Origin of the sequence: Bradyrhizobium tunisiense (assembly GCF_042263385.1) — a bacterium.
In the GTDB taxonomy this organism is placed as follows: Bacteria; Pseudomonadota; Alphaproteobacteria; order Rhizobiales; family Xanthobacteraceae; genus Bradyrhizobium; species Bradyrhizobium tunisiense.
This window is the reverse complement of record NZ_JBHLEV010000001.1, coordinates 1022914-1048240: the sequence shown is the minus strand read 5'-3', so window position 1 is coordinate 1048240 and position 25327 is coordinate 1022914. Positions and strand designations below refer to the sequence as shown.

Here is a 25327-nt window from a genome sequence, read left to right as displayed (position 1 = left end):
AAAGGCGCGCTCTTCGCGCGCCGTGCCCTCTATCCGCGAATTCGACGTTGCAGGGTGGGCACGCTCCGCTTTGCACACCCTATGGTACTATCACGGCTTCGGCAGCTTCGCCTTGAGCGCATACAGTGCATCCAGCGCCTCGCGCGGCGACATCTCATCGGGGTGCAGCGCCTTCACGGCTTCCAGCAACAACTCGGCTTCGCTCGGCGGCGCGGCTTCTGCGGCGGCGCGCGAGGGCACGGCGAACAGCGGCAGATCGTCCACCAGCGCGCGCGCGGTCTGGCCGCGATCCTGCGCCTCGAGCTTGGAGAGCACCGATTTCGCGCGCGTGATCACGGCGGGCGGCAGGCCGGCCAGTTTTGCCACCTGGATGCCGTAGGAGCGGTCGGCCGAGCCCGGCAGCACCTCGTGCAGGAACACGACATTGCCCTGCCACTCCTTCACCCGCACCGTGGCGTTGAACATCCGAGGCAGCTTGGCGGAGAGCGCAGTCAACTCGTGATAATGCGTGGCGAACAGGGTGCGGCAGCGGTTGCTCTCGTGCAGATGCTCGATCGCGGCCCAGGCGATCGAGAGGCCGTCGAACGTCGCGGTGCCGCGGCCGATCTCGTCGAGGATCACGAGCGAGCGCTCGCCCGCCTGGTTCAGGATCGCCGCGGTCTCGACCATCTCGACCATGAAGGTGGAGCGCCCGCGGGCGAGGTCGTCGGCGGCGCCGACGCGCGAGAACAGGCGGTCGATGATGCCGATCCGCGCACGTGTTGCCGGCACGAAGCTGCCGATCTGGGCGAGCAGCGCAATCAGCGCATTCTGGCGCAGGAAAGTCGATTTACCGGCCATGTTGGGTCCGGTGAGCAACCAGAGCTGGCCGGATTTTTGCGCAGGGCCTGGCGACAGATCGCAGGCATTGGCGATGAACGGTTCGCCATTGCGCTTGAGCGCCTGCTCTACGACCGGATGGCGGCCGGCTTCGATCGCAAAGCCGAGCGATGTGTCCACCTCGGGCCGCACATAATTCTCGTCGACCGCGAGCTTGGCGAGCGAGGTCGCGACATCGAGAAGCGCAAAGCCTTGCGCCGCGGCACGCAGGTCATCGCTGATCGCGAGCGCCTTGGCCGAGAGCCTCTCGAAGATCTCGAGCTCCAATCCGAGCGCGCGGTCGCCGGCATTGGCGATCTTGGCCTCGATCTCGCCGAGCTCCGATGTCGTGAAGCGCACCTGTCCGGCCAGCGTCTGGCGATGGATGAAGGTCGCGTTCAGCGGCGCTGACATCAGCTTGTCGCCGTGCTGCGCGGTGACCTCGACGAAATAGCCGAGCACGTTGTTGTGCCGGATCTTCAGGCCCTTGACGCCCGTGCTATCGGCGTAGCGCGCCTGCATCGAGGCGACGACGAGGCGCGAGGCGTCGCGCAGATTTCGCGCTTCGTCCAGCGCCGGCTCGTAGCCCTGTCGCACGAAACCGCCCTCGCGCTTGATCAGCGGCAGTTGTTCGTCGAGCGCACTGGCGAATTCCGCCGCGAGCTCGCGCGAGGGCCTTTGCAGCGCCGCCATCACCAAAGCGATCTCCTGCGGCGGCTGGTCGAGCTCGCCAAGCCGCGCCAGCACCTGGTCGGCGGCGATGATGCCGTCGCGGATGCCGGCGAGATCGCGCGGGCCGCCGCGCCCGACAGAGAGCCGCGCCAGCGCACGCGACATGTCGGGCGCGCTGCGCAGGATGCTGCGGACGTCTTCGCGCGCGGCGGAATCGGCGACGAAGGCCGTGACGGCATCGAGCCGCCTTGCGATCGCCGTCGCATCCGTCAGCGGCGCCGCCAGCCGCTGGGCGAGCAGGCGCGAGCCCGCCGAGGTCACCGTGCAGTCGATCGCATCGAGCAGCGAGCCGCGGCGGTCGCCCGCGAGCGTCCGCGTCAGCTCGAGATTGGCGCGGGTCGCCGGATCGATCGCCATGGTCGCGCCGGAGGCCTCGCGCGCGGGCGGCGACAGCGGCGGATGCTTGCCGACCTGGGTTCGGTCGACATAGGTGACGGCGGCGGCCGCGGCGGTGGCTTCCAGGCGCGTGAGCTGGGAGAGCCCGTCCATGGTTGCGACGGCAAAGTAGTCGCACAGCCGTTTCTCGGCGGTGGCGCCGTCGAAGACGTCGCGGGTCAGCGGCGTCACCGCCGGCATCTCGCGCAGGGTCTGTCCGAGTTCGTTGTCGTTGTAGAGTGCGTCGGTGACGATCGCCTCGTTCGGGTTGATGCGCGCCAGCGTTGCGGAAAGCTCGCCGCCCGCTACTTCCGTCACCATGAATTCAGCGGTCGAGATGTCGATCCAGGCGAGACCGAAGCGGTCGCCGCCGGCAGAGGACCGCGCCCGCGCGATCGCCAGCAGGTAATTGTTGGCGCGCGCATCGAGCAGCGTGTCCTCGGTCAGCGTGCCCGGCGTGACCAGCCGCACCACGCCGCGGCGGACCACGCTCTTGTTGCCGCGCGCCTTGGCCGCCGCGGGATCCTCGGTCTGCTCGCACACCGCGACGCGATGGCCGGCCGAGATCAGGCGGTGCAGATAGTCCTCGGAGCGCTCGACCGGCACGCCGCACATCGGGATGTCGGCGCCCTGATGCTTGCCGCGCTTGGTCAGCACGATGCCGAGCGTCCTGGAGGCGATCTCGGCGTCCTCGAAGAACAATTCGTAGAAATCGCCCATCCGGTAGAACAGCAAGAGGCCCTGATGCGCCGCCTTGATCTCCAGGTACTGTTCCATCATCGGCGTGATGCGCGCTTCCGCTGGCGGCGCGGGCGCTTCGTCGGGGGGTGGAACGGGTATCGGCTGTTGCATCGTCATGGGCGGCGCAACCTACAAAATTTCGGCACCTGCTCCTATCGGTTTGGCCGGGAGGAGCGGGTTTTCCACGTTGTCCGCATTGCGGCATGCGCTGGAAGCGCGCACACCCCTCGGAACACGCGCGCATCGGTCAATTGACCTGCCGCGGGCGCCCTCCTAAAACTCCGCCGACATTGAAGAAATTGGGCCGAACCGCGGCATTCAGGGAGAACAACGATGCGTGACGTCTTTATCTGCGATGCCGTGCGGACCCCGATTGGACGCTTCGGCGGCTCGCTCGCCAAGGTGCGCGCCGACGATCTCGCCGCCGCCCCGATCAAGGCGCTGATGGCCAGGCACCCCAGCCTCGACTGGGCGCAGGTGGACGAAGTCTTTTTTGGCTGCGCCAACCAGGCCGGCGAGGACAATCGCAATGTCGCGCGCATGGCGCTCCTGCTCGCGGGCCTCCCGGATTCGGTTCCCGGCCAGACCCTGAACCGCCTCTGTGCCTCCGGCCTCGATGCGGTCGGCGCCGCGGGCCGCGCCATCCGCTCCGGCGAGATTGAGCTCGCCATTGGCGGCGGCGTCGAGTCGATGACCCGCGCGCCCTTCGTGATGGGCAAGGCGCAGGAGGCCTTCTCGCGCTCGGCCGAGATCTTCGACACCACGATCGGCTGGCGCTTCATCAATCCGCTGCTGAAGGCGCAGTACGGCGTCGATGCCATGCCGGAGACCGGCGAGAACGTCGCCGAGGAATTCCAGGTTTCGCGCGCCGACCAGGACGCCTTCGCCATCCGCTCGCAGCAGCGGGCAGGTGCCGCGATCGCAGCCGGCTATTTTGCCGAAGAAATCATCCCGATCACCATTCCCGGTGGCAAGGCGGGCCCCATCACCATCGACAAGGACGAGCATCCGCGTCCCGAGACCACGCTGGAGGGCCTTGCCAAGCTGAAGCCGATCGTGCGCAATCCCGGCACGGTGACCGCCGGCAACGCCTCCGGCGTCAATGACGGCGCTGCTGCGATGATCCTGGCTTCGGAAGCGGCAGTGAAGAAGCATGGTCTGACGCCCCGCGCGCGCATCCTCGGCCTTGCTTCCGCCGGCGTGCCGCCGCGCATCATGGGCATCGGACCGGTGCCGGCGACCCGCAAGCTGATGGAGCGCCTCGGCAAGAAGATCAGCGATTTCGACCTGATCGAGCTGAATGAAGCCTTCGCCTCGCAGGGCATTGCCTGCATGCGCCAGCTCGGCGTGTCCGACGATGCCGACTACGTCAATCCGCATGGCGGCGCCATCGCCCTCGGCCATCCGCTCGGCATGAGCGGCGCGCGCCTGGCGCTCACCGCCGTGCACGGCATGGAGAAGCGCGGCGGCAAGCTTGCGCTCGCCACCATGTGCGTCGGCGTCGGCCAGGGCGTCGCGGTCGCCATCGAGAAGCTGAACTGACCGGACGCACAGCGGCCGGTCATCCCCGGGGCGGTGCACTTGCACCGAACATGATGCGCAGTTGCGCACCTGAGGATCCCGAGTTTCCGGGGTCAGCCCTGCGGCTGCCCCGGAATGACAGCTTGGGGCTCCGAAACCCGCTTCCCCCAATTAGTTATATCCTATAATGATTGGCGGAAGCGTTGACCGGCCGGACCACAATGGCCGGGGAGGAGTTCGCCAATGACGTTCATCTATCCCACCGACAGCAACAAGGCGCATCCGCTGCCGCTGTCGCCCGAATACAAGAGCTCGATCAAGCGCGCGCCGAACAAGCCGCTGATCCCGATGCGCCATACATTGTCGGAATTGACCGGGCCCGTGTACGGCCACGAGACCGTTCGCGAGGGCGACAACGATCTCACCCGCCAGCACAGCGGCGAGCCGCTCGGCGAGCGCATCATCGTCCACGGCCATGTGCGCGACGAGGACGGCCGGGGCGTACCGAACTCATTGGTCGAGATCTGGCAGGCCAATTCCTGCGGCCGCTACGTTCACGTCCGCGACCAGCATCCGGCGCCGCTCGATCCCAATTTTACGGGTGCCGGCCGCACCGTGAGCGATGCGGCCGGCTACTACCGCTTCGTCAGCATCAAGCCTGGCGCCTACCCCTGGGGCAACCATCACAACGCCTGGCGGCCTGCGCACATTCATCTGTCGGTGTTCGGCCATTCCTTCGTGACGCGTCTCGTGACGCAGATGTACTTCCCGAACGACCCGCTGTTCCCGTTCGATCCGATCTTCAACTCGGTGCCGGACGAGAAGGCGCGGGCGCGAATGGTCTCCTCGTTCGACCTCGAGAACACCCAGCCCGAATGGGCGCTGTGCTATCGCTTTGACATCGTGCTGCGCGGCAAGAACGCCACGCCCATGGAGAACCATTAAGTGCAGGATTCTGTGAAGCCCAACGGGATCACCCCATCGCAGACCGTCGGTCCGTTCTTCAAATACGGCCTGACGCCGAATGGCGAGTACGCCTGGAACGACGCGTTCACCAGCTCGACATTGACCCCCGATGTCACGGGCGAGCGCATCCGTATCGAAGGCCGGGTGTTCGACGGCGACGGCGTTGCGGTGCCGGATTGCATGCTGGAGATCTGGCAGGCGGACGCGCAAGGCCGCTTCGCCGACCCGCAGGACAAGCGCGCGTTACCGAATGCGAGTTTCCGCGGCTTTGCCCGTTGCGGCACCGACAAGGACGGCAACTACGCTTTCGAAACCATCAAGCCGGGCGCGGTGCCGGATCCCGACGGCAAGCCGCAGGCGCCGCACGTCCTGCTGGCGGTGTTCGGTCGCGGCATGCTGCGTCATCTTTACACCCGCATCTACTTCAGCGACGAGGCCGGCAACGCAGCCGACCCCGTGTTGGCGCTGGTGCCCACTGAGCGGCGCGCTACGCTGACCGCCGTGCGGGATGCCGGCAAGCCGGTCTACCGGCTCGATCTGCGGTTGCAGGGCGACAACGAGACGGTGTTCTTCGACGTGTGAAGGCGCTGCGTGCCGAAGAAGCCTTGCTCCTCGGCACGCCCTTCTCCGTCCCCTCGCATCAAGTCGACGCGCGGCGGGACGGAATGATTGTCTTGCAGGCCTGTGCGTCAGTTTTACTGACTCAAATTCCGATAGTATTAGGCTCGACTTCCGCAATTATGCGGGCTCCAGGCGGTGCAATTCGACCGCAAAGCAATCCCGTATTTACCGTGTTCGTCTAGGGTGGCTCCAGTTTTGACGCCGGTCCTGGATTGTTTTCATGAAATTTCGTCTGTCGTTATCGTCTGCGATCATCGCATTCGGCATCGTTGTTGCCGTCGGTTTTGCCGCCGTGGTTTCGACCAGCCTGTATGCCTTGAAAGAGCTCAAGGTCGGCGGTCCGCTCTACTCCGACATCAAGCTGGGTAACGACCTCATCGCGGACATTCTGCCGCCGCCGGAATATGTCATCGAGGCCTATCTCGAGGCGACCCTGGCCATGCGCGAGCCGGACCAGCTGGCGGCCCACGGCGAACGCCTGGTCCAGCTCCGCAAGGATTACGACGAGCGCAAGGCATTCTGGGTCTCCTCCAGCCTCTCGGCCGACCTGAAGACAGCGCTGGTGTCGAAATCCGACGCCGAGGTGCAGAAGTTCTGGAAGGCGTCCGACCAGCTCCTGCCGGCCCTCAAGGCCAAGGACGCGGCTGCGTCCGAACGCATCTATGCCCAGCTCAAGGACGCCTACACCGCGCATCGCGCCGTGATCGACAGCATCGTCGAGAGCGCCAACAAGCAGAATGCCGCCATGGAGAAGCTCGCCGCCGACCGCGACAGCGCGATGCTTTGGATCCTCCTCGGCGTCTCCGCTGCCGTCCTGGCATTCATTGCCGCGGGCCTGCTCGGCGTTGCCCTCGGCGTGATACGGCCGATCGTGCGCATGACGGACACGATGCAGAAGCTGGCGACCGGCGATCTCGCCGCCGTCATTCCGTTCGCTCACCGCCAGGACGAGGTCGGCTCGATGGCGGGCGCTCTTGTGGTGTTCAAGCAGTCGGCGGTCGAGAATTCCCGGCTGCGCGAGGAGCAATTGCGGCAGGAGCAGGAGGCGGCGCTTGCCAAGCGCTCGGCCCTGCACCAGATGGCAGAGACCGTCGAGCGCGAGACCGGCCGCTCGGTCGACACCGCGAGCGCGGCGAGCCATGGCGTGGAGCGGGCTGCCACCAGCCTGTCCGAGATCGCAAGTTCGCTCTCCGCGCAGTCGCAGGCCGTCGCCGCCGCCTCCACCCAGGCCCTCGGCAGCTCGCAGACCGTCTCGGCCGCGGCTGAAGAGTTGAGCGCCTCGATCCGCGAGATCGCGAGCCAGGTCGCGCGGACCAGCACGGTCACGAAATCCGCGGTCGCCGGCCGCGAGCAAGCGCGCTCGACCATCCAGGCGCTGGCCGGATCGGTCAAGAAGATCGCCGAGGTCTCCGATCTCATTGGCGGCATCGCCGGCCAGACCAACCTGCTGGCGCTCAACGCCACGATCGAGGCGGCGCGCGCCGGCGAGGCCGGTCGCGGCTTCGCCGTGGTCGCCGCCGAGGTGAAGTCCCTGTCAGACCAGACCGCCAAATCCACCGAGGAGATCACGCGGCTGATTACCGAGATCCAGGCTTCGACGCAGGCTGCGGTCGACGCCGTCGAGACGATGGGAGGGCACATCGTCGAGATCGATGGCGTGGCGACCTCGGTTGCCGCCGCGATGGAAGAGCAGGACGCCGCGACGCGGGAGATCACGCGGTCGATCTCCGAATCGGCGTCCGCGGCGAAGGAGGTCTCGGCCAAGATCGGCAATGTCAGCCGCGACGCCGCGTCCGTGAACGAGCGCGCCGCGGAGGTCAGGCAGGCGATTGCCGGCATGACGGCCAATCTCGAACAGCTACGGTCGGTCGTGGTCAGGACCGTGCGCGACTCGACCGCGGCAGCCTGAGTCCGGCGGTATTTCGGCCGCTGGTGCCTGGGGGTGTGATCGTGCAGTATGGCGCGGGACAGGGGCATCGTGGTTCATGACATCTCCACAATTGCCGGCGGTCGTTGAGCCCGCCCGATTGACGGCCGCGCTGCGCCGGGGCGGTGTGTTGGACGCTGGCGCGGTGCGCGAGGTGAAGGTGCTGCACCAGCGCGACACCGTCGTGTCGCACATCATCCGGCTCGGCCTGCGCTATGTCGGCGAATCCACCGGCGCCCCGCAATCGCTGATCCTGAAGACCGCCAATTCCGCGTTCGCCGCGAAGCTTGCCAATGGCGGCCGGCGCGAGGTGGAATACTACACCCAACTCGCGACGAGCATGCCGTCCGGGCTCGTGCCCGGCTGCTTCGACGGACATTTCGATGAGGGCAGCCTAGCCTGGCATCTTCTGCTCGAGGATCTCACCGACAGCCACGACGTCGCGGCGGCTTGGCCCCTGCCTCCGTCGCGCGAGCAGGCTATTGCGGTCGTGACGACGCTCGCACGCTGGCACGCGTCGTGGTGGGACCATCCGAGCCTCGGCGACACCGTCGGCACCTTTGCAAGCCCCGAAGACGGCGCGGAGCGCATGGAGACGTTCGCGGGGCATTACGACCGCTTTGCCGATTCGCTCGGTGACCGTCTCAGCGAGGAGCGGCGTACGCTCTATCGTCGCTTGATCGATCAGTCGGAGCGGCTGTCCCAGCGTTACCACTCACGCCGTCACCTCAGCATCACCCATGGCGATGCCCATGTCTGGAACTTCCTGCTGCCGCGCGCGGGCGTAGCCGATACCGTCCGGATCTTCGATTTCGATCTGTGGAGCATCAACGTTCCGACCCACGACCTCGCCTACATGATCGCGATGCACTGGTATCCGGAGCGCCGGCAATCGCTCGAGCGCTTGCTGCTCAATCTCTATCATGATGCTCTGATCGAGAGCGGAATCACCGGCTACACGCGCGGTGCGCTCGATCGCGATTATCGCTGGGCCGTGCTGTGGCAGATCACGCGGCCGGTCTGGCAGTGGAGCATCAACATTCCGCCGGTGATCTGGTGGAACAATCTGGAGCGGATATTCGCGGCCGTGGATGATCTGGGCTGCGAGGAATTGTTGTAGCGGCTTGTACTCCAAATTCGGTGTCGTCCCCGCGAACGCGGGGACCCATAACCACAGGGAGGAGCGAGCCGGCAACTCCGAGTCTTCGCCAAACCACTTCCTGTGATTATTATGGGTCCCTGCGCTCGCAGGGACGGCATTGGAGAGTGTGGATCGAGCGCGCCTACTCCATCACCGCATGTTCCGGCCCAGCCGCCTGTTTGCGCAGCGTGGCCTTGGTCGAGCCGATCAGCAAGGCGAGCGGGATGGTGCAGAGGACGAAGAGCATCACCAGTTGGTAGTCGTGCGCGAAGGCGATGATCTGCGCCTGTACGTTGACCATCCTGTCGGCCATGGCACGGCCGGTGTCGGTGGACAGGTTGATCATGCCGCTGACGTCAGGCATCTGGAGCGCATGGTTGAACGGGTTGATGTGCTCCGACAGGATCGCATAGGTCCGCCGCGTCCCCTGGGTCAGCTGAGCGATGACGACGGAGATGCCGACCGAGCTCGCGACGTTGCGCATCAGCGTCAGCATCGCGGTGCCGTCGGTACGCAACTCGTTCGAGAGCGTCAGGAACGCCACGGTCGAAAGCGGCACAAACACGAGACCGAAGCCGAAGCCCTGGATCACGCTGACGGTGACGATCTCAGGCACCTGGGTCAGATCGGTCCAGCCGGTCATCTGGAACAGCGAGCCCGCGGTCATCGCCAGCCCCGCGATGATCAGCGTGCGCGCCTCGAAATACCGCATCATGCGGCCGACCAGCATCATGGCGAAGAAAGTGCCGAAGCCGCGGCTTGCCAGCAGGAGGCCGGCGGTGATGATGGGATAGCCAATCACGTTCTGCATGTAGGGCGAGGCCAGCGCCATGGTCGAAAACAGGACGAGCCCCATCACGATCATGAACATGCAACCAGTGACGAAGTTGCGATCCCGGAACAGGCCGAAGCGGATGAACGGCGTCGAGGTCGTGAAGGAGTGCGCGAGAAAGAAATAGAAGGCGGCGGCCGAGACGATGAACTCTGCGAGAATCTCGTTGGATTCCAGCCAGCCCAATTGCTCGCCGCGGTCGAGCGCGAGCTGCAGCGCGCCGATCGCGACCGCCAGCGCAGCGAAGCCGAACCAGTCGAATCTGAGGCTGAGGTTCTTCTCGGTCTCGTCCATGAACACGATCAGTCCGAGCACCGTGATGGCGCCGAACGGCAGGTTGACGAAGAACACCCAGTGCCAGGAATAGGTCTCGGTCAGCCAGGCGCCGAGCGAGGGTCCCATGATCGGGCCCATCATCACGCCCATGCCCCAGATCGACATCGCCTTGGCGCGTTCCTGGAGCGTGTAATAGTCGAGCATCACCGATTGCGACAGCGGCACCAGGGCGGCGCCGAACACGCCCTGCAGTAGCCGGAACAGCACCATCTGGTTGATGTCCTGGGCGAGGCCGCACAGCACCGAGGCCATGGTGAAACCGGCCGCGCAGATGATGAAGATGCGCTTGCGGCCGAAGCGGTTGGCAATCCAGCCCACCGGTGCCGTCATGATCGCGGCGGCGACGATGTAGGATGTCAGCACCCAGTTGATCTGGTCCTGCGAGGCCGACAGCGTTCCCTGCATGTAGGGCAGGGCAACGTTGGCGATGGTGGTGTCCAGCGCCTGCATGATGGTCGCGGTCATGGCGCAGATCGTCACCATGTTCCGGCGCAGGCCGGGAACCATCAAAGCGGGATTGGACTCCGCCATCGGATCAGTCCTTGTCCTGGTCTTTGTCTTGGCCCGCGGTCGCCGACAGGCCGAACAGGCCGGCGAGGGAGCGTTTGTGGCCGGTGTCGATGGTGGCATAGACGCTCATGCCGGCCTTCAGTTTCCGCACGTGCTTGTCGGTCTCGTCGAAATAGATGCGGATCGGCACGCGCTGCACGACCTTGACGAAATTGCCGGTGGCGTTCTGCGGCGGCAGGATCGCGAATTGAGCGCCGGTGCCGGGCGAGAGCGAGCCGATCTTGCCCTTGAAGACGTGGTTCGGGAATGCATCGACCTCGAGCGTGACGGGCTGTCCTTCGGTCACATAGGTGAGATCGCTCTCCTTCGGGTTGGCGTCGACCCAGGGGTGGGCGACGTCGATGATCGAAAACACCGGCGTGCCGGCAGCGACATAGCGCCCGAGCTGGATCTGCTCGACCTGCGTCGCCACGCCATCCATCGGAGCGCGCAGCACGGTGTGGTCGAGGTTGCGCTGGGCATCGTCCAGCTTGGCTTTCGCCTGTGCGTAGGCCGGGAATTGCTGGAGCGGCAACGCGACGTCGCCGAGCAATTGCGTCTTGGCGTTCGAGAGCTGCTGCTTGATGTATTGCGCCTGCGCGCCGGCGGTGACCAGTGCATTCGAGGCGTTGTCGAGATCGAGCTGCGAGCCATAATTGTTCTTCACCAGCGCCTGCTTGCGCTCGACGTCGCGTTTCTTCAAATCGATGCCCTGCTGGGCCAGATCGAGCATGTCGCCATAGATCTTGATGTTGGCGACGAGATTGTCATAGGTCGTGCGGGCCTGCGCGAGCTGCGCCTTGGCTTCGTCTACCGCGTGACGAAACGGAATGGGGTCGATCTCGAACAGCTCGTCGCCCTGCTTGACCGACTGGCCTTCCTTCACGATGACCTTCTGGATCTTGCCGGAGATGTCGGGCGTCACCAGCACCTTCTGGGCGCCGACATAGGCGTCGTCGGTGCCGACATAGCGACCGCCTTTGAGATAGAAGGTGAGGCCGCCGATGACGGCGATCACAGGCAGCACGACCAGGAGCAGGAAGCGGCGGTAGCGGCGCAGGCCCGCCATCATGCGGCGGCGCGGATCGCTGCCCGCCTTCTTTGTGGGCTTGCCGTTGTCGGTCTTCTGCTCGGGCTGGAACTTGAGGACCTGGTCAGCCATAGCGCTGCTCCTTACGTGCTTGTTCCGCTCCTGAGGTCTGGATCGCGGTGCGCACGTTTTCCTTGATGGTTTCGAGCTGGGTGAGGAGGCGATGGGCGTCAGCCGGCGTGATGCCCTCGAGGGCGTTGGCCGTCAGCTCGGACTTCAGCCCGCTCATCCGGCCGAGCAATTGCCGGCCGGCCTTCTTGAGATACAGGCGCTTGACGCGGCGATCCGAGGCATCGCTGCGGCGTTCGATCCAGTCGTTGTCGCACAACTTGTCGATCAGGCGGGTCAGCGTGATGGGCTGCATTTCCAGCAGCTCGGCGAGCTCAGACTGCTTCATGCCCTCGCTGCGCTCGACCTTGGCCAGCACCGCCCATTGGGCGCGGGTGATCCCGAACCGCGATGCCTCCTTGTCGGCATAGACACGCAAGAGGCGGTAGAGCTCGCCCAACGTAAACAGGAAGTTCTGGTCGACAGGCCCGCGGCTCATGAGCTTGGTCTCCAATAAGCAGGCATATAATAAGCAAGCTTATGATTATTCCATCGGGGGACAACGCGACGCTGTCCCGCTGCAAAGGCATGGCTGGTCGCCGCAATGGCGGTCGCGCTTTGGGTTCCGCCGCCGAAATGCTAGAAGGCGACTGTATGGCCCCTGCTAAATCGGCATTTCCCGCGCCTGGTCACGATCACGGCCGCTGCACCGCGGATGCGCTGGCGCATGCCGAGGAGGTGTGCGAGCAGCGCGCGCAGAAATTCACGCCGATCCGCCGCCAGGTGCTGAGTGCGCTGCTCTCCAGCCACCGGCCGCTCGGCGCCTATGAGGTGATCGACGAACTCGCCAAGTCGATGGCGCGGCCGGCGCCGATCACGGTCTATCGCGCGCTCGATTTCCTGATGGCCAACGGCCTCGTGCACCGCATCGAGAGCCGTAACGCCTACCTCGCCTGTGCAGCCCACGACCATGACGCGACCTCGGCGGTGGCGTTCCTGATCTGCGAGCGCTGTGGCCTCGTCGGCGAGATCCCGTCGGCGTCCTTTGCCGGGAACCTCAATGCCGCGGCACGCAGCTCAGGCTTTGCCCCGAAATTGTCCGTGGTGGAGATCACGGGCGTCTGCACCCATTGTCAGAAAGCTGCATAAAGCAACAACGGCGCAAGGCCGGTTTTTCGGGAAGAAATGTCCTCACCACAAGCCATACCGTCCGCCGGCCGTCCCCTCAGTGCCGGCGCCATCGCCCTGATGCTCATGCTGTGCCTGACCTGGGGGTTCAACCAGATCGCGGTGAAGCTGGTGCTTCCGGACATTCCGCCGATGCTCCAGGCCACGATCCGCTCGGCCGGCGCATTGCCGGTGCTGTTCATCATCGGCACGTTTCGCGGCGTCAAATTCTTCGAGAACGACGGCACTTGGAAGCCGGGCCTGATCGCCGGGCTGATGTTCGGCATTGAATTCGTGCTGATCTTCCAGGGGCTGCGCCTCACCTCGGCCTCGCGCGCGGTGGTGTTCCTCTACACCGCGCCGTTCTTCGTTGCGCTCGGCTCCTACCAGGTGCTCGGCGAGCGGCTCGGCGCCTCGCAATGGCTGGGTCTCGCCATCAGCTTTGCCGGCGTTGCCCTCGCGATCGGCGTGCCGCAGTCCAATGTGGATTCGCATGTTCTGCTCGGCGACCTCATGATCGTCGGCGGCGCCGCGCTGTGGGCCGCGACGACGCTGGTTGCCAAGGGCACGAGGCTGCGGTTCGCCGCGCCCGAGAAGGCGTTGGGCTATCAGGTTGCCATTTCGATCCCGATCCTGGGGCTGGCGGCCTGGCTGTTCGGCGAGACCATCACGCACACGCCGGCGCCGCTGTCGCTCGGCCTGATGGCCTTCCAGGCGATCTGGGTGGTTGGAACCACGTTCACGCTTTGGTTCGCGCTGGTGAAGACCTATTCGGCCAGCAAATTGTCGGCTTTTACCTTCATCACCCCTTTGTTTGGCGTGGTGGGTAGCTATTTCATCATGCACGACACCCTAAGCCTGGCGTTCGGGGCGGCCGCCCTCCTTGTAATTGCTGGGCTTTTTCTGGTTAACCGTCCGAGCCAAACGGCCGCGGCGCCGGCTGATGCATTGCTGAACGTCACCAAAACCTGATATTTGGACCCCATGAACAAGCCCGAAACCACCATCGATTCCGACATCGCGGGACCCGCACCGCGCCATCGTACCACCCAGGTCAAGGTCGGCGACGTCGCCGTCGGCGGCGGTGCGCCGATCGTCGTGCAGTCGATGACCAACACCGACACCGCCGACATCGACGGCACCATTGCCCAGGTCGCAGCGCTCGCGCGCGCCGGCTCCGAAATGGTCCGCATCACCGTGGACCGCGAGGAAGCCGCTGCCGCCGTTCCGCACATTCGCGACGGCCTCGCCAAGCGCGGTATCAACACGCCGCTGATCGGCGACTTCCACTATATCGGCCACAAGCTGCTCGCGGCCTATCCGGCCTGCGCCGAGGCACTCGCCAAGTACCGCATCAATCCCGGCAATGTCGGCTTCAAGGACAAACGCGACACCCAGTTCGCCGACATCATCGAGATCGCCAACAAGAACAACAAGCCGGTTCGCATCGGCGCCAATTGGGGCTCGCTCGACCAGGAGCTGCTGACCAAGCTGATGGACGAGAATGCCGCGTCCGCCAATCCGCGCGACGTGCGCGCGGTGACCCGCGAGGCCATGGTGCAATCCGCGCTGCTTTCGGCCGCGCGCGCCGAAGAGCTCGGCATGCCCAAGAACCGCATCATCCTCTCCGCAAAGGTCTCGGCGGTGCAGGATCTCATCGCGGTCTATCAGGATCTCGCCAGCCGTTCCGACTATGCGATCCATCTCGGCCTGACCGAGGCCGGCATGGGCTCGAAGGGCATCGTGGCCTCGTCCGCTGCGCTCGGCATCCTGCTTCAGCAGGGCATTGGCGACACCATCCGCATCTCGCTGACGCCGGAGCCCGGCGGCGACCGCACCCGTGAAGTGCAGGTCGGCCAGGAGCTGCTCCAGACCATGGGCTTCCGCACCTTCGTGCCGCTGGTTGCGGCGTGCCCCGGCTGCGGCCGTACCACCTCGACCACATTCCAGGAACTGGCCCGCTCGATCCAGGATTTCATCCGCGACGAGATGCCGGCCTGGAAGACGAAATATCCCGGCGTCGAAGAACTCAACGTCGCGGTGATGGGCTGCATCGTCAACGGCCCCGGCGAATCCAAGCACGCCAATATCGGCATCTCGCTGCCCGGCACCGGCGAAGCGCCGGCTGCGCCTGTCTTCGTCGACGGCAAGAAGTTCCGCACGCTGCGCGGTCCCACGATCTCCGCCGACTTCAAGGCACTTGTGATCGACTACATCGATCAGCGCTACGGCCAGGGCGCCAAGGTGCCGGTGACGGCGGCGGAGTAGGCGTCTCCTCAACATCGAATCGTAAGGCGGGTTAGCGCAGCGTAACCCGCCTTATTTTTTGCGGACGCGAAGTGACGGGTTACGCTTCGCTAACCCGCCCTACATTGCTACGATGCCTCTCAATCAACAATGATCGGGAGACACGCCATGAGCTCACTCGCCGGCAAGCAGGGTCCGCGCTATCGCCACACGGCCGAGGACGGCGCGCCTTACGAGACCATCGCGGTCGAAAAGCTCACGCCCATCATCGGCGCGGAAATCTCCGGGATCGACATCGGCTCGCTCGTTGATGGCGACGCGCGCTCCAACCAGCAGATGGACGAGATCCACCGCGCGCTCGCCGAAAACCTCGTCGTCTTCTTCCGCGACCAGCACATCACGCCGCAGCAGCATCTCGCCTTCGGCCGCAAGTTCGGCGAGCTGCATTTTCATCCCGCCGCGCCGCACCAAGACGAAGACCCGGCGCTGATGAAGATCTACGCCGACAAGAACTCGCCGCGCGCCAACGGCGAGGGCTGGCACTCGGACGTGTCTTGCGATCTCGAGCCGCCGATGGGCTCGATCCTCTACATCAAGCAGTGCCCGCCGCGCGGCGGCGACACGCTGTTCGCCAACATGTATGCGGCTTACGAAGCCTTATCGGACCGCATGAAGGCCTATCTCGACGGCCTCACCGCGCTGCACGACGGCGAGCCGATCTACCGTGGGCTCTATGCGAATTATGGCGTCGCCGATCGTCCCTCCTATCCGCAAGCCGAGCATCCCGTGGTGCGAACCCATCCGGTCACGGCTAAGAAGGCGCTCTACGTCAACCGCGGCTTCACCCGCCACATCAACGGCATCCCGCGCGACGAGAGCGATGCGATGCTGGCCTATCTCTACCAGCACGCCGAAAACCCGCTGTTCCAGTGCCGCTTCCGCTGGACCGAGAACGCCATCGCGTTCTGGGACAACCGCTGCACCCAGCACCGCGCGATGTGGGACTACTGGCCGCATACGCGCTCGGGCGCACGCGTGACGGTGAAGGGAGAGCGGCCGGTGTGAGCGGTGGACGTTCGGCTGGCCTGCACTGAAAAAGAAAAAGCCCCGGACGATGCCGGGGCCTTCGATCGTCACGGGAAAGCGCCGCTCAGTATCTGGCAACGATCGGGCCGCCAAACTTGTAGTTCACGCCGACGCGGGCGATCTGGTCTGTGAACTTGTGATTGACCGTGATGTCCGAGCCGGGAAGACAATTTGCGCACCCCGGAATGCTCGTCGCGTACGATCCGAGGTCGACATAGAGATATTCAGCTTTGACCGTCCAATTTCCGGCAACGTGATACTCCATGCCGGCGCCAACCGTCCAGCCAGCCCGGGTCACTGAAGAATTCACGATGCCAAGATCGCCGGGATCAATGCACGGCGCGCCGAAAAAGCAAAATGTATCGGTCGTCTTCAGATTTCCTACAGCCAAACCGCCAGCGACATAAAAGAGTGCATCACCCGCCGCCCAGCCCAATCTTCCGCGGAGTGTTCCCAGGAATGTTAGCTTGCTCGAATTGGTCATTACGTCGAGGGGATTGATGACCAGGAATCCGACCGGAGGGACCTGAACCCGGGTCGCCGTACCGTCGGCCCAGTTGGCATCGGCTTCGACACCGACAACAAGGTTGCTGGTCTGCCAATTGTAGCCAGCCTGCACACCTCCAATCACCCCCTCAGGGTGCAAATTGGTCCGGGTGAACGCGTTCAAATCTGCGGCCCCGGCAGCTCCCCAACCGACGGGATTCGCAGCGGGAGTGATCCGATCGTCTCCCCAGTGACCGCCGACGTTGCCTCCCACGTAGAAGCCGGTCCAATTCCAAGCGGCAATGACCGGTGCCGGAGCCTTGGCGTAAGGACGGGCGCCCAGGTCGGCTGCCGCAGCGGCGCCGGTGAACAGGGCGGAGGTAACTGCAACGGCCAGCGCAAGTTTTTTCACGACGAAATTTCCCTCATTCCAAAGAGGCACGTTCCTTTAATTTACCAGTTGACAGCCGGCTTCGTCTGTCACCCGTGAGCAACGGTACCTGAATATATTTCCCGGCTTGCGCGATTAGGGGAACGATACAAGGTGTGATTGCGGCCGTCGAAAATGGCAGCCGCAGTGCTGAGGCAACAAGAAAGGCCCCGGCGGGCGGGGCTTACATACGCGTTCCTGCACGCGGAGCGCCGGGGTAGCGACGGGGTGGCGACGGAGTGGCGCCTTAGAATGGGAGTGCCCACCATCTCGCCCCTCGCTAGGCGCGCCAGACATAGTAACGGCGCGAAGAGCCGCCTTTGCCTCCGCCCTACATACTCCGCGGCTCTGCGTTGACGTCTTCCAGCGTCCGCGCCAATCTTCCCCAAAAAAACAAATCGGGAGGATGCCATGCTCCGCGCCGAGGACAATAAATTCCTGACCGAGGCCGGCCCTGGAACGGGCATGGGCGAATTGTTGCGCCGGTTCTGGATTCCCGTCCTGCTCTGCGAAGAACTCGCCGAGCCCGACGGCGAGCCGAAGAAGATCATCGTGCTCGGCGAGGAGCTGCTCGCCTTCCGCGACTCTCGCGGCGTCGTCGGGGTCATCGACCAATATTGTCCCCATCGCGGCGCCAATCTCTGGCTTGGGCGCAACGAAGAGTGCGGCATCCGCTGCGTCTATCATGGCTGGAAGTTCGACACCGACGGCCGATGCCTGGACATGCCGACCTCCTATCCCGATCTCAACGCCAAGGACCTGATCCGCATCAAGTCCTATCCGGTGCGGGAATGGGGCGAGATGATCTGGGCCTATATGGGGCCCCTCGAGGCCATGCCCGAGCTCCCCGATCTCGAAATGGCACTGCTGCCGGCCTCGCATCGCTACGTCAGCAAGAAATGGCAGGACTGCAACTGGGTGCAGGCGCTGGAAGGCTCGATCGACACGGCGCATTTCACTTTTGCCCATCTTTCCTTCGACAAGGAGGAGACCGAGATCCTGGACATCAAGAAGCACTTCGTGAATCCGATCGCGCGGATGTCGAGCGATCACATGCGCTGGATCGCGGAGGATCCACGCCCGGTGATCAAGATCAGTCCGCACGAGGCCGGATTGACCATCGCCGGCGGACGGCTCACCGGCGGCGACAACATCTACTGGCGCATCGCGCAGTTCCTGATGCCGTTCCACGCTTACGCTCCCAGCGCGATGCCGGGCGAGAACATTTTCGGGCAGACTTTCGTGCCTGTCACCGACACGAATTGCTGGATCTATACCTATGCCTGGAATCCGGAGCGTCCGCTGACGCAAGGAGAGCGCGACGCCTATGACCATGGCAACGGCGTGATCGCGGAGGTCGACGACAACTACGTGCCGCTGCGTCATAGGGGCAACGACTATCTGATCGACCGCAAGCTCCAGAAGACCCGAAGCTACACGGGCATCAAGGGCGTGTCCGAGCAGGACGCCGCCGTGCAGGACAGCCAGGGGCCGATCGCCGACCGCACCCGCGAGCATCTCGGGCCGACGGATCTCGGCATCATGCATTTCCGCAAGGTCGTGATGGATCTGGCGCGGGCGCTCCAGCGGGGCGAACCGCCGCCGCAGGCTGCGCATCAGGACCGCTATGCGGTGCGCTCCGGCGCCTGCGTGACCAGCAAGTCCAAAGACCTGCCTGCGGTCATGCTGGAACGTTTCGGCGATGCCGCGGGTTTCGTCGGGCGCCCCAGGATTGCAGCGGCGGAGTAGCGCTTGGGGCAATCGCGGGGCATCATCGTCGGGCTGGTTGCGTCGATCCTGCTATCGTCGCTTGCGACTGTTGACAGCAGCGAGGCCGCGACCGCACGAAAGTTTGCAAGACCCAAGGCCAAGCCGCAGGTATCGGCCAGATGTGAGATGCCAAAATTCCGGATCATGGTGGACGTCGGGCACACCCCGGACTCCTACGGCGCGCTGAGCGCGCGCAATGATCCGGAGTTCGGCTTCAACTTCCGTCTCGCAAGACTCATCGCGGCAAGACTCAAGTCCGACGGCTTCGCCGCAACCCGACTGCTCGTCACGGACGGCAAGGCGCGGCCGAGCCTTTTCAAGCGGGTCAGTGCCGCGAATGGCGGCCGGGCCGATCTCTTCCTGTCGATTCACCACGATTCGGTGCCGGACAAGCTGCTCGAGACCTGGGAGTTCGACGGCGCGAAGAGCTATTTCAGCGATCGCTTTTCGGGCCACTCCCTGTTCGTGTCGCGGCACAACCCGCACTTCGCCACCAGCCTGATGCTGGCCCGGATGATCGGCCGGCAGTTGAAAGAGCAGGGCCTGGACTATGCCAGCCAATATACCTTGCCGGTGATGGGCCGGTACCGGCGCCAGCTGCTCGACAAGGATGTCGGCGTCTACCGCTACGACGGACTCGTCGTTCTCTCGCGGACGAGCAGCGCCGCAGTGCTGCTCGAAGCCGGCTCCATCATCAATCGCGACGAGGAGATGGCGATGAACTCGCCGGAGCGGCATGAGACGATTGCCGGGGCTGTTGCCGCGGCAATAGGGGAGTTTTGCGCAAGGCGGTAGCTCCCGCCCTACAGCGGCACCCCGCGATACTCCCGGTTTGCCAGGCTCGCCTCCTCCAGATCCAGATCGCGCTCGATCCGCCGCCGCGTCTCGTCGGTGATCTGGCCATCGCGCAAGAGGTCGTGGATGAATTTCCGTTCGGCGGAGATCAGGTTGCGGGTCAGCGCGGTGCCGGCGGCGGAGACGTCGTGGCGGGCAGGGTCGAGCGAATCCGGAAGCTGGTTGACGCGGATCTCGTGTCGCGCACGCAAAAGCCGGATCACCTCTTCGGACACCTCCTTCTCCGCGGTCAGCGCGTCGAGTGATTTCAGTGCCGCATCGAGCGCCTGGCGGCGTGCGGCGATCTCGGCCTCGTGCTCGGCGGCATGCTCGTTTCGGCCGGCATCGGCGACGCCGAGCCACCGCACCACCGGCGGCAGCGTCAGGCCGACGCCGATCAGCGTGACGAAGATGACGCCGAAGGCAACGAACAGGATCAGGTCACGATATGGGAACGCCTCGCCATCAGGGAGCGTGAACGGCAGCGCCAACGCGGCCGCAAGCGACACCGCGCCGCGCACGCCGGTGAAGGCGAGCACGAACGGCCATTGCCACGGCGGCGGCGGATCGCGCTCGCGCAACGATTTGCTGAGCATCCGCGGCAGATAGGTTGCGGGATAGAGCCAGGCGAAGCGCGCGATCACGACGATCATCAGGACAAGGGCCGTCGCGATCAGAATGTCGTCGAGCGGAAACGACTTCGACTTCTCGTAGAGCGCGCGCATCTGGAAGCCGGTGAGCAGGAACAGCACGCCCTCGATCAGGTAAATGATGAGATCCCAGAAGAAGATGCCTTGCAGCCGTGTCGCCGACGAGATCAGCAGCGGGCCGTTCCAGCTCACATAGAGACCGCAGGCGACGGTGGCGATCACGCCGGAGCCGCCGACATGCTCGGGCAGCCAGTAGGAGACGTAGGGCGTGATCAGCGACAACGTCAGCTCAACCTGCGGATCCCTGGACCATTTGCGGAAGCGCAGGGAGAGCAACCCGACGCCGATGCCGAAAGCAATCTCGCTGGCGACGATCAGCAAGAACTCGCCGGCCGCCAGCGGCAGGGAGAAATGTCCGACCATGATTGCGGCCAGCGCGAAGCGGTAGAGGGTCAGCGCCGTTGCGTCGTTGGCGAGCCCTTCGCCCTCGAGGATGACCACCAGCCGCCGCGGCAAATTGAGCCGGCGCGCGATCGCGAGCGGCGCCACGACGTCGGGTGGCGCGACGATGGCGCCGAGCAGAAACCCGATGGCCCAGGGCAGGCCGATCAGGTAATGCGTGGCGGCCGCCACCATCGCCGCGGTGAAGATCACCGCGCCGACCGCGAGCAGCACGATGGGGCGCAAATTGTTCTTGAACTCGCGCCAGCTCATCGCGACGCTTGCCGAGTAGATCAGCGGGGGCAGCACCACCAGCAGCACCAGCTCCGGCGGCAGCTCCACCGACGGCATGCCCGGCACGAAGGCGAGGCCGACGCCGGCCAGCATCAACAGGATGGCAGGGGCAACGTTGAAGCGGCGTGCGGCGAGCGCCACGCCCGCCAATACGGCCAGCAGGATGAGAAAGGTCTGAAACTTCGCTTCCATGATCGTCTGTCTTGAACCGGAAGCGACTGCTGCGTCAATGCGTGCGGCTTACGCCAGCCGCTCGACCACCATTCGCCCGATCCGCGCGAACACGGCTTCGATCTGCGCTGCCGTCGGCGTGCCGCCTTGGACATAGGCCGCGATCAGGATCGGCGTGTCGGGCTTAGGCCAAGCCACCGCGATGTCGCCCGCTGCGTCCTTGCCATTGTAGCCGGTCTTGTCGCCGATCTTCCAGCTCGCGGGCAGGCCGCCGCGCAGCCGGTTGGCGCCGGTCTTGCAGTTCACCATCCATTCGGTGAGCTGCGCGCGAGAGGCCGGAGGCAACGCCTCGCCCGTCACCAGGCGGCGCAAGTTCCCGGCCATCGCCGCCGGCGTCGTGGTATTCCGGGGATCTCCGGGCGGGGAGCGATTGAGTTCGGGCTCGTCGTGGTCGAGCCGCGAGGTGGTGTCGCCGAGCGATCGCCAGAATGCAGTGAGCGCGGCAGGGCCGCCGATCCGCGCCAGCAGCAAATTGGCGCAGGTGTTGTCGCTGCGCTCGACGATCGCCTTGCACATCTCGGCGACAGACATCGCACCCGCCGCGACATTTTGCTTGGCGACCGGCGCGTAGTCGAGCAAGTCGGCCTTGCCGTAAGGGATCCTGGCTGCGAGCTGCTCCTCGCCGCGATCGACCCGCGCCAGCACGCAGGCCGCGAGCGAGGCTTTGAATGTCGAACACATGACGAAGCGTTCGTCGGCACGCCAGGTGAGCCTTGCGCCGCTGGCCAGATTTTCCGCATAGACCCCGATCCGCCCGCCACTCTCGCGCTCGTAGGATTCGAGCTCAGGCGGCGCGCCCGCGGCTAGCACGGGAGATACGGCCATCCAGCCAAGTGAGGCGAGCAGGGAGCGGCGGTCGAGCAGCATGGGGGACTTTCAGGTGAATGGGAGGCGGGGAATATGCGGATGCTGTATCCGCGGCGCTATTGCGGGGAGCGAAGCGACGAAGCAATCCAGAGTCTCCCGCGGAGGGATTCTGGATTGCTTCGTCGCAAGAGCTCCTCGCAAGGACGAAGGATAACGTCGAGCGCGGCAGATATTGGGCGAACGTCGAGCCTCGTCACTCCCTCAGATCATATCGATACGATTTCGACACGATCTGCCAGCCGTCGGCGAGCTTCATCGCCACCAGATAATCGGTGAAGAAACGCGGCGGCAACTGGCACCGGACCTTGATGAAGGCGGTCTTGTCGTCCGAACGGTCGATGGTGACGATGAAATCCTCGCGCGGCTTGCCTTCGGCCTTGCCGGACGGGCGCTTGCGCACGCGATCGAGCCAGTCGGGCACGGTCAGCACCTGCAATTCGCCCTTCTCGACCCAGCGCAGATCCGCGGAGGGATGGAAGATGGCACCGAGCTTTTCGGCGTCGCCCTCGTAGAGCCCGTCAAAATAGGATTGCACGACGGCTTCGACGCTCGAACGGTTCTGGCTCATGGGGCATCCCTTTGCTGATGGCTTTGGGACGAACTTAGTCGTACGCATCAAAATGCGCTATGGGTGTCTCGCGCCGACTGCGGAGACACCGGAATGACCGGATCAGAAACTTCGAACGCTCGTATCCTGATCGGCGAATGCTACTGCCGCACCGTGCGCTTTGAGGTGGCCGACGCGTTCTCCTATGCGATGAACTGCCACTGCTCGAACTGCCGTCGCACCACCGGCTCCGCCTTCAAGCCGTTCGCCGGCATCCCACAGGACAAGCTCCGCATTGTCCGGGGTGGGGACCAGCGGATGATTTTCGGCGACGACACCACCCATGACGCACATTGTGCCCGATGCGGCTCGCTGCTCTATTCCCGGGTGCGTGACGGACAATGGGTCCATGTCACCATGGGAACCCTGGTCGATGCCCCCTCAATCCGGCCTAGCGCCCACATTTTCGTAGCCTCGAAGGCGCCCTGGCACGACATTACGGACAATCTGCCGCAATATCGGGGGCATATCGGCGATGGCTAAGGGAACTCGGTCGACACCAGCGTGGCAGCGAACCCTGACCGCGCTGGAGCGACAAACAAAAGAGGCCTTTCGGGCTGTCGCCAGCGCGGCCTTCGTGACCTCCATCACAAGCGCCGGCGCCAGATCCTGCTAAAGCGGTCCCAAGGGGCTCGAAACGGCCCGAACTTCGGAAGTCGTGTCATGCGCAATCTGCTCAGACTATGCCCGCTTCTCCTCGCCGCAGCGCTGCTGTTCGGCACGGATCCCGCCCTCGCCGGTAACCGCGTCGCGCTGGTGATCGCCAACTCGGCCTATCAGCACGCGCCGCCGCTCGCCAACCCCGTCAACGACGGGACGGTGATGGCGAAGACGCTGAAAGAGGCCGGTTTCGACGTCGTCGATTACCGGCGCGACCTATCGGCTTTGGACACACGACGCGTGCTGCGCGACTTTGCCGACGCGACCCGCAGTGCCGACATTGCCGTGGTCTACTATGCCGGTCACGGTATCGAGGTCGAGGGCTCGAATTATCTGATCCCCGTCGATGCCAAGCTCGAGCGCGACACCGACGTTTACGACGAGGCCCTTTCGCTCGACCGCGTCCTGGTCGCGGTCGAGCCGGCAAAGCAGCTCCGTCTTGTGATCCTGGATGCCTGCCGCGACAATCCGTTCGGCAGGAGGATGAAGCGCACGCTGGCCTCGCGCGGCATCGGCCGTGGCCTGGCTCAGGTCGAGCCGACCAGCCCCAACACGCTGATCGCCTATTCGGCGAAGGCCGGCTTCACGGCGCAGGACGGAGACGGCGCCAACAGCCCGTTTACGGTCGCGCTGTCGAGGCATCTGACGACGCCAGGCCTCGACGTGCGCCGCGCCTTCGGCTTCGTCCGCGACGACGTGCTCAAGTCGACCGGTAACAAGCAGGAGCCGTTCGTTTACGGCTCACTCGGGGGCGAAGACATGCCACTGGTGCCGGTCAAGGTGGCGGCTGCAACGCCCGTGGCGAACCCGCAGGCCGATATCCGCCGCGACTATGAACTCGCGCTCCAGCTTGGCAACAAGGCGGCATGGGATGCCTTCCTCGCTCAGCATCCCGATGGCTTCTATGCAAGCCTTGCCAGGCTCCAGGTCGAGAAGATCGGTGCCGAGCAGGCCCACGCCGCGGCGATCGCGAAGGCGAAGCAGGCCGAGGCCGAGCGCGATCGTCTCGCTGCCCTCGGCGCGCAGAAGGATGCGCAGGCCAAGGCTGCCGCCGATGCGAAAGCCGCCGAGCAGGCGCAGCTTGCCGCGCAGAAGGCCAAGGAGCAGGCGCAGCAGCAGGCCGCTGCCGCAGAGCAGCAGCGCGTCAATCTTGCCGCCACGGCTCCGAGCGCGGCGCCTGCCAGCACGGCGAGCCCAACCGGCACCAACGTCGCGTCGCTGACCCCGGCGACCGCACCGGCGGATCTCGGCCGTTCGGTGCAGACCGAGCTTGGCCGCGTCGGCTGCTTTTCCGGCGCTGCCGACGGCAACTGGAATACGTCGTCGCAGCGCTCGCTGTCGCAATTCAACCGCTACGCCGGCACCAAGCTCGACGTGAAGGTCGCGAGCACCGACGCGCTCGACGCGGTCAAGGCGAAGCCGTCGCGCGTCTGTCCGCTGGTTTGCGAGCACGGCTTCAAGGCCGACGGCGACAAATGCACGAAGATCGTTTGCCGTGAGGGCTATGCGGTCAACGACGACAATGAGTGCGTGAAGCAGCGCGCCGCAAAGCCGGCCAAGCCCGCGACCTCCCGCCGCGACGAGAGCGAGGATCGTCCGGCACGGCAGCGTCGTCAGGCCGGCGGCGCTGCTGGCGGGGAGGCGGTCGGCTATGGAGCCTCTGCGGGCATCGCTGCTCGCGCAGGCCGCTCCGCCGGTGGCGGTCAGATCTTCTGTAACAACATCATCTGCCGTCCGGTCAAGCCCGGCTGCCGTCTCGAGTATCGCGGTGGCGGCGGCCCCCACGTCGACGCCAACGCCGAAGTGTGCAACTGAGTCCG

Annotated in this window: 21 protein-coding genes; 13 read left to right on the top strand and 8 right to left on the bottom strand. The window is 64.9% G+C overall.

Going from position 1 to position 25327, the window contains the following annotated elements; genetic code table 11:
• Positions 1 to 90 precede the first annotated feature (90 nt).
• On the bottom strand, positions 91 to 2823 hold the full coding sequence (gene mutS / locus ACFDR6_RS04920; protein WP_375857611.1) for a DNA mismatch repair protein MutS: 2733 nt from the start codon (positions 2821 to 2823) through the stop codon (positions 91 to 93).
• A 216-nt stretch (positions 2824 to 3039) separates the two neighbouring features.
• On the opposite strand from mutS, the gene pcaF reads away from it, so the two are divergent.
• The 5 genes from pcaF to ACFDR6_RS04895 all read left to right on the top strand — a co-directional run bounded on the left by pcaF (position 3040) and on the right by ACFDR6_RS04895 (position 8861).
• Positions 3040 to 4248, top strand: a complete 1209-nt coding sequence (pcaF, locus tag ACFDR6_RS04915) for a 3-oxoadipyl-CoA thiolase (RefSeq protein WP_375857610.1) — start codon at positions 3040 to 3042, stop codon at positions 4246 to 4248.
• A 222-nt stretch (positions 4249 to 4470) separates the two neighbouring features.
• The gene (pcaH, locus tag ACFDR6_RS04910) at positions 4471 to 5172 is read left to right on the top strand and encodes a protocatechuate 3,4-dioxygenase subunit beta (RefSeq protein WP_375857609.1); all 702 of its coding nucleotides are present in this window, start codon (positions 4471 to 4473) and stop codon (positions 5170 to 5172) included.
• On the top strand, positions 5173 to 5775 hold the full coding sequence (gene pcaG, locus ACFDR6_RS04905) for a protocatechuate 3,4-dioxygenase subunit alpha (RefSeq protein WP_212083686.1): 603 nt from the start codon (positions 5173 to 5175) through the stop codon (positions 5773 to 5775).
• Between the two features lie 259 nt (positions 5776 to 6034).
• A complete protein-coding gene (locus tag ACFDR6_RS04900) occupies positions 6035 to 7723 on the top strand; it encodes a methyl-accepting chemotaxis protein (RefSeq protein WP_375857608.1) in 1689 nt (562 codons plus the stop codon).
• A gap of 76 nt (positions 7724 to 7799) precedes the next feature.
• Positions 7800 to 8861, top strand: coding sequence for a phosphotransferase (locus ACFDR6_RS04895; protein WP_375857607.1), 1062 nt, complete (start codon positions 7800 to 7802; stop codon positions 8859 to 8861).
• 163 nt (positions 8862 to 9024) lie between these two features.
• Here ACFDR6_RS04895 and ACFDR6_RS04890 read toward each other — a convergent pair whose 3' ends face one another.
• Genes ACFDR6_RS04890 through ACFDR6_RS04880 form a run of 3 tightly spaced genes read right to left on the bottom strand, consistent with a single transcriptional unit; the run spans position 9025 to position 12236 of the window.
• Complete coding sequence (locus ACFDR6_RS04890; RefSeq protein ID WP_212083697.1) at positions 9025 to 10581, bottom strand: MDR family MFS transporter; 1557 nt, start codon at positions 10579 to 10581, stop codon at positions 9025 to 9027.
• Positions 10582 to 10585: 4 nt separating this feature from the next.
• Positions 10586 to 11761 carry an HlyD family secretion protein gene (locus ACFDR6_RS04885; protein WP_212083698.1) on the bottom strand — a complete coding sequence of 392 codons (1176 nt, stop codon included), beginning with the start codon at positions 11759 to 11761 and terminating at the stop codon, positions 10586 to 10588.
• Positions 11754 to 12236: a MarR family winged helix-turn-helix transcriptional regulator gene (locus ACFDR6_RS04880; RefSeq protein WP_212083701.1), complete on the bottom strand. Its 483-nt coding sequence runs from the start codon at positions 12234 to 12236 to the stop codon at positions 11754 to 11756. The genes ACFDR6_RS04885 and ACFDR6_RS04880 overlap by 8 nt, the downstream gene beginning before the upstream one ends.
• Positions 12237 to 12391: 155 nt before the next feature.
• On the opposite strand from ACFDR6_RS04880, the gene ACFDR6_RS04875 reads away from it, so the two are divergent.
• The 4 genes from ACFDR6_RS04875 (at position 12392) to ACFDR6_RS04860 (ending at position 16216) form a co-directional block, all read left to right on the top strand.
• Positions 12392 to 12886, top strand: coding sequence for a Fur family transcriptional regulator (locus ACFDR6_RS04875; protein ID WP_317241579.1), 495 nt, complete (start codon positions 12392 to 12394; stop codon positions 12884 to 12886).
• A 36-nt stretch (positions 12887 to 12922) separates the two neighbouring features.
• Entirely contained in the window at positions 12923 to 13876 is a 954-nt protein-coding gene (locus tag ACFDR6_RS04870) for a DMT family transporter (RefSeq protein WP_317241578.1), read from the top strand.
• Positions 13877 to 13888: 12 nt separating this feature from the next.
• Positions 13889 to 15172: a flavodoxin-dependent (E)-4-hydroxy-3-methylbut-2-enyl-diphosphate synthase gene (ispG, locus tag ACFDR6_RS04865; protein WP_375857606.1), complete on the top strand. Its 1284-nt coding sequence runs from the start codon at positions 13889 to 13891 to the stop codon at positions 15170 to 15172.
• 147 nt (positions 15173 to 15319) lie between these two features.
• The gene (locus ACFDR6_RS04860; protein WP_375857605.1) at positions 15320 to 16216 is read left to right on the top strand and encodes a TauD/TfdA dioxygenase family protein; all 897 of its coding nucleotides are present in this window, start codon (positions 15320 to 15322) and stop codon (positions 16214 to 16216) included.
• An 85-nt stretch (positions 16217 to 16301) separates the two neighbouring features.
• Here ACFDR6_RS04860 and ACFDR6_RS04855 read toward each other — a convergent pair whose 3' ends face one another.
• Positions 16302 to 17135: an outer membrane protein gene (locus ACFDR6_RS04855; protein ID WP_212083722.1), complete on the bottom strand. Its 834-nt coding sequence runs from the start codon at positions 17133 to 17135 to the stop codon at positions 16302 to 16304.
• Between the two features lie 429 nt (positions 17136 to 17564).
• Between ACFDR6_RS04855 and ACFDR6_RS04850 the strand changes: the two genes are divergently transcribed.
• Positions 17565 to 18902, top strand: a complete 1338-nt coding sequence (locus ACFDR6_RS04850; protein WP_375857604.1) for a Rieske 2Fe-2S domain-containing protein — start codon at positions 17565 to 17567, stop codon at positions 18900 to 18902.
• Between the two features lie 3 nt (positions 18903 to 18905).
• Complete coding sequence (locus ACFDR6_RS04845; protein ID WP_317241573.1) at positions 18906 to 19718, top strand: N-acetylmuramoyl-L-alanine amidase; 813 nt, start codon at positions 18906 to 18908, stop codon at positions 19716 to 19718.
• 8 nt (positions 19719 to 19726) lie between these two features.
• Here ACFDR6_RS04845 and ACFDR6_RS04840 read toward each other — a convergent pair whose 3' ends face one another.
• The 3 genes from ACFDR6_RS04840 to ACFDR6_RS04830 form a co-directional block, all read right to left on the bottom strand.
• The gene (locus tag ACFDR6_RS04840; protein WP_375857603.1) at positions 19727 to 21334 is read right to left on the bottom strand and encodes a Na+/H+ antiporter; all 1608 of its coding nucleotides are present in this window, start codon (positions 21332 to 21334) and stop codon (positions 19727 to 19729) included.
• Between the two features lie 48 nt (positions 21335 to 21382).
• Positions 21383 to 22240 (bottom strand): class A beta-lactamase, encoded by an 858-nt coding sequence (gene bla, locus ACFDR6_RS04835; protein WP_375857602.1) that lies wholly within the window; start codon positions 22238 to 22240, stop codon positions 21383 to 21385.
• Between the two features lie 193 nt (positions 22241 to 22433).
• A complete protein-coding gene (locus ACFDR6_RS04830) occupies positions 22434 to 22808 on the bottom strand; it encodes a nuclear transport factor 2 family protein (protein ID WP_007598116.1) in 375 nt (124 codons plus the stop codon).
• 93 nt (positions 22809 to 22901) lie between these two features.
• Here ACFDR6_RS04830 and ACFDR6_RS04825 point away from each other — a divergent pair, with 93 nt between their 5' ends.
• Both ACFDR6_RS04825 and ACFDR6_RS04820 read left to right on the top strand, forming a co-directional pair.
• Positions 22902 to 23330, top strand: a complete 429-nt coding sequence (locus tag ACFDR6_RS04825; protein ID WP_212083738.1) for a GFA family protein — start codon at positions 22902 to 22904, stop codon at positions 23328 to 23330.
• A gap of 180 nt (positions 23331 to 23510) precedes the next feature.
• Entirely contained in the window at positions 23511 to 25322 is a 1812-nt protein-coding gene (locus tag ACFDR6_RS04820; RefSeq protein ID WP_375857601.1) for a caspase family protein, read from the top strand.
• Positions 25323 to 25327: the final 5 nt, after the last annotated feature.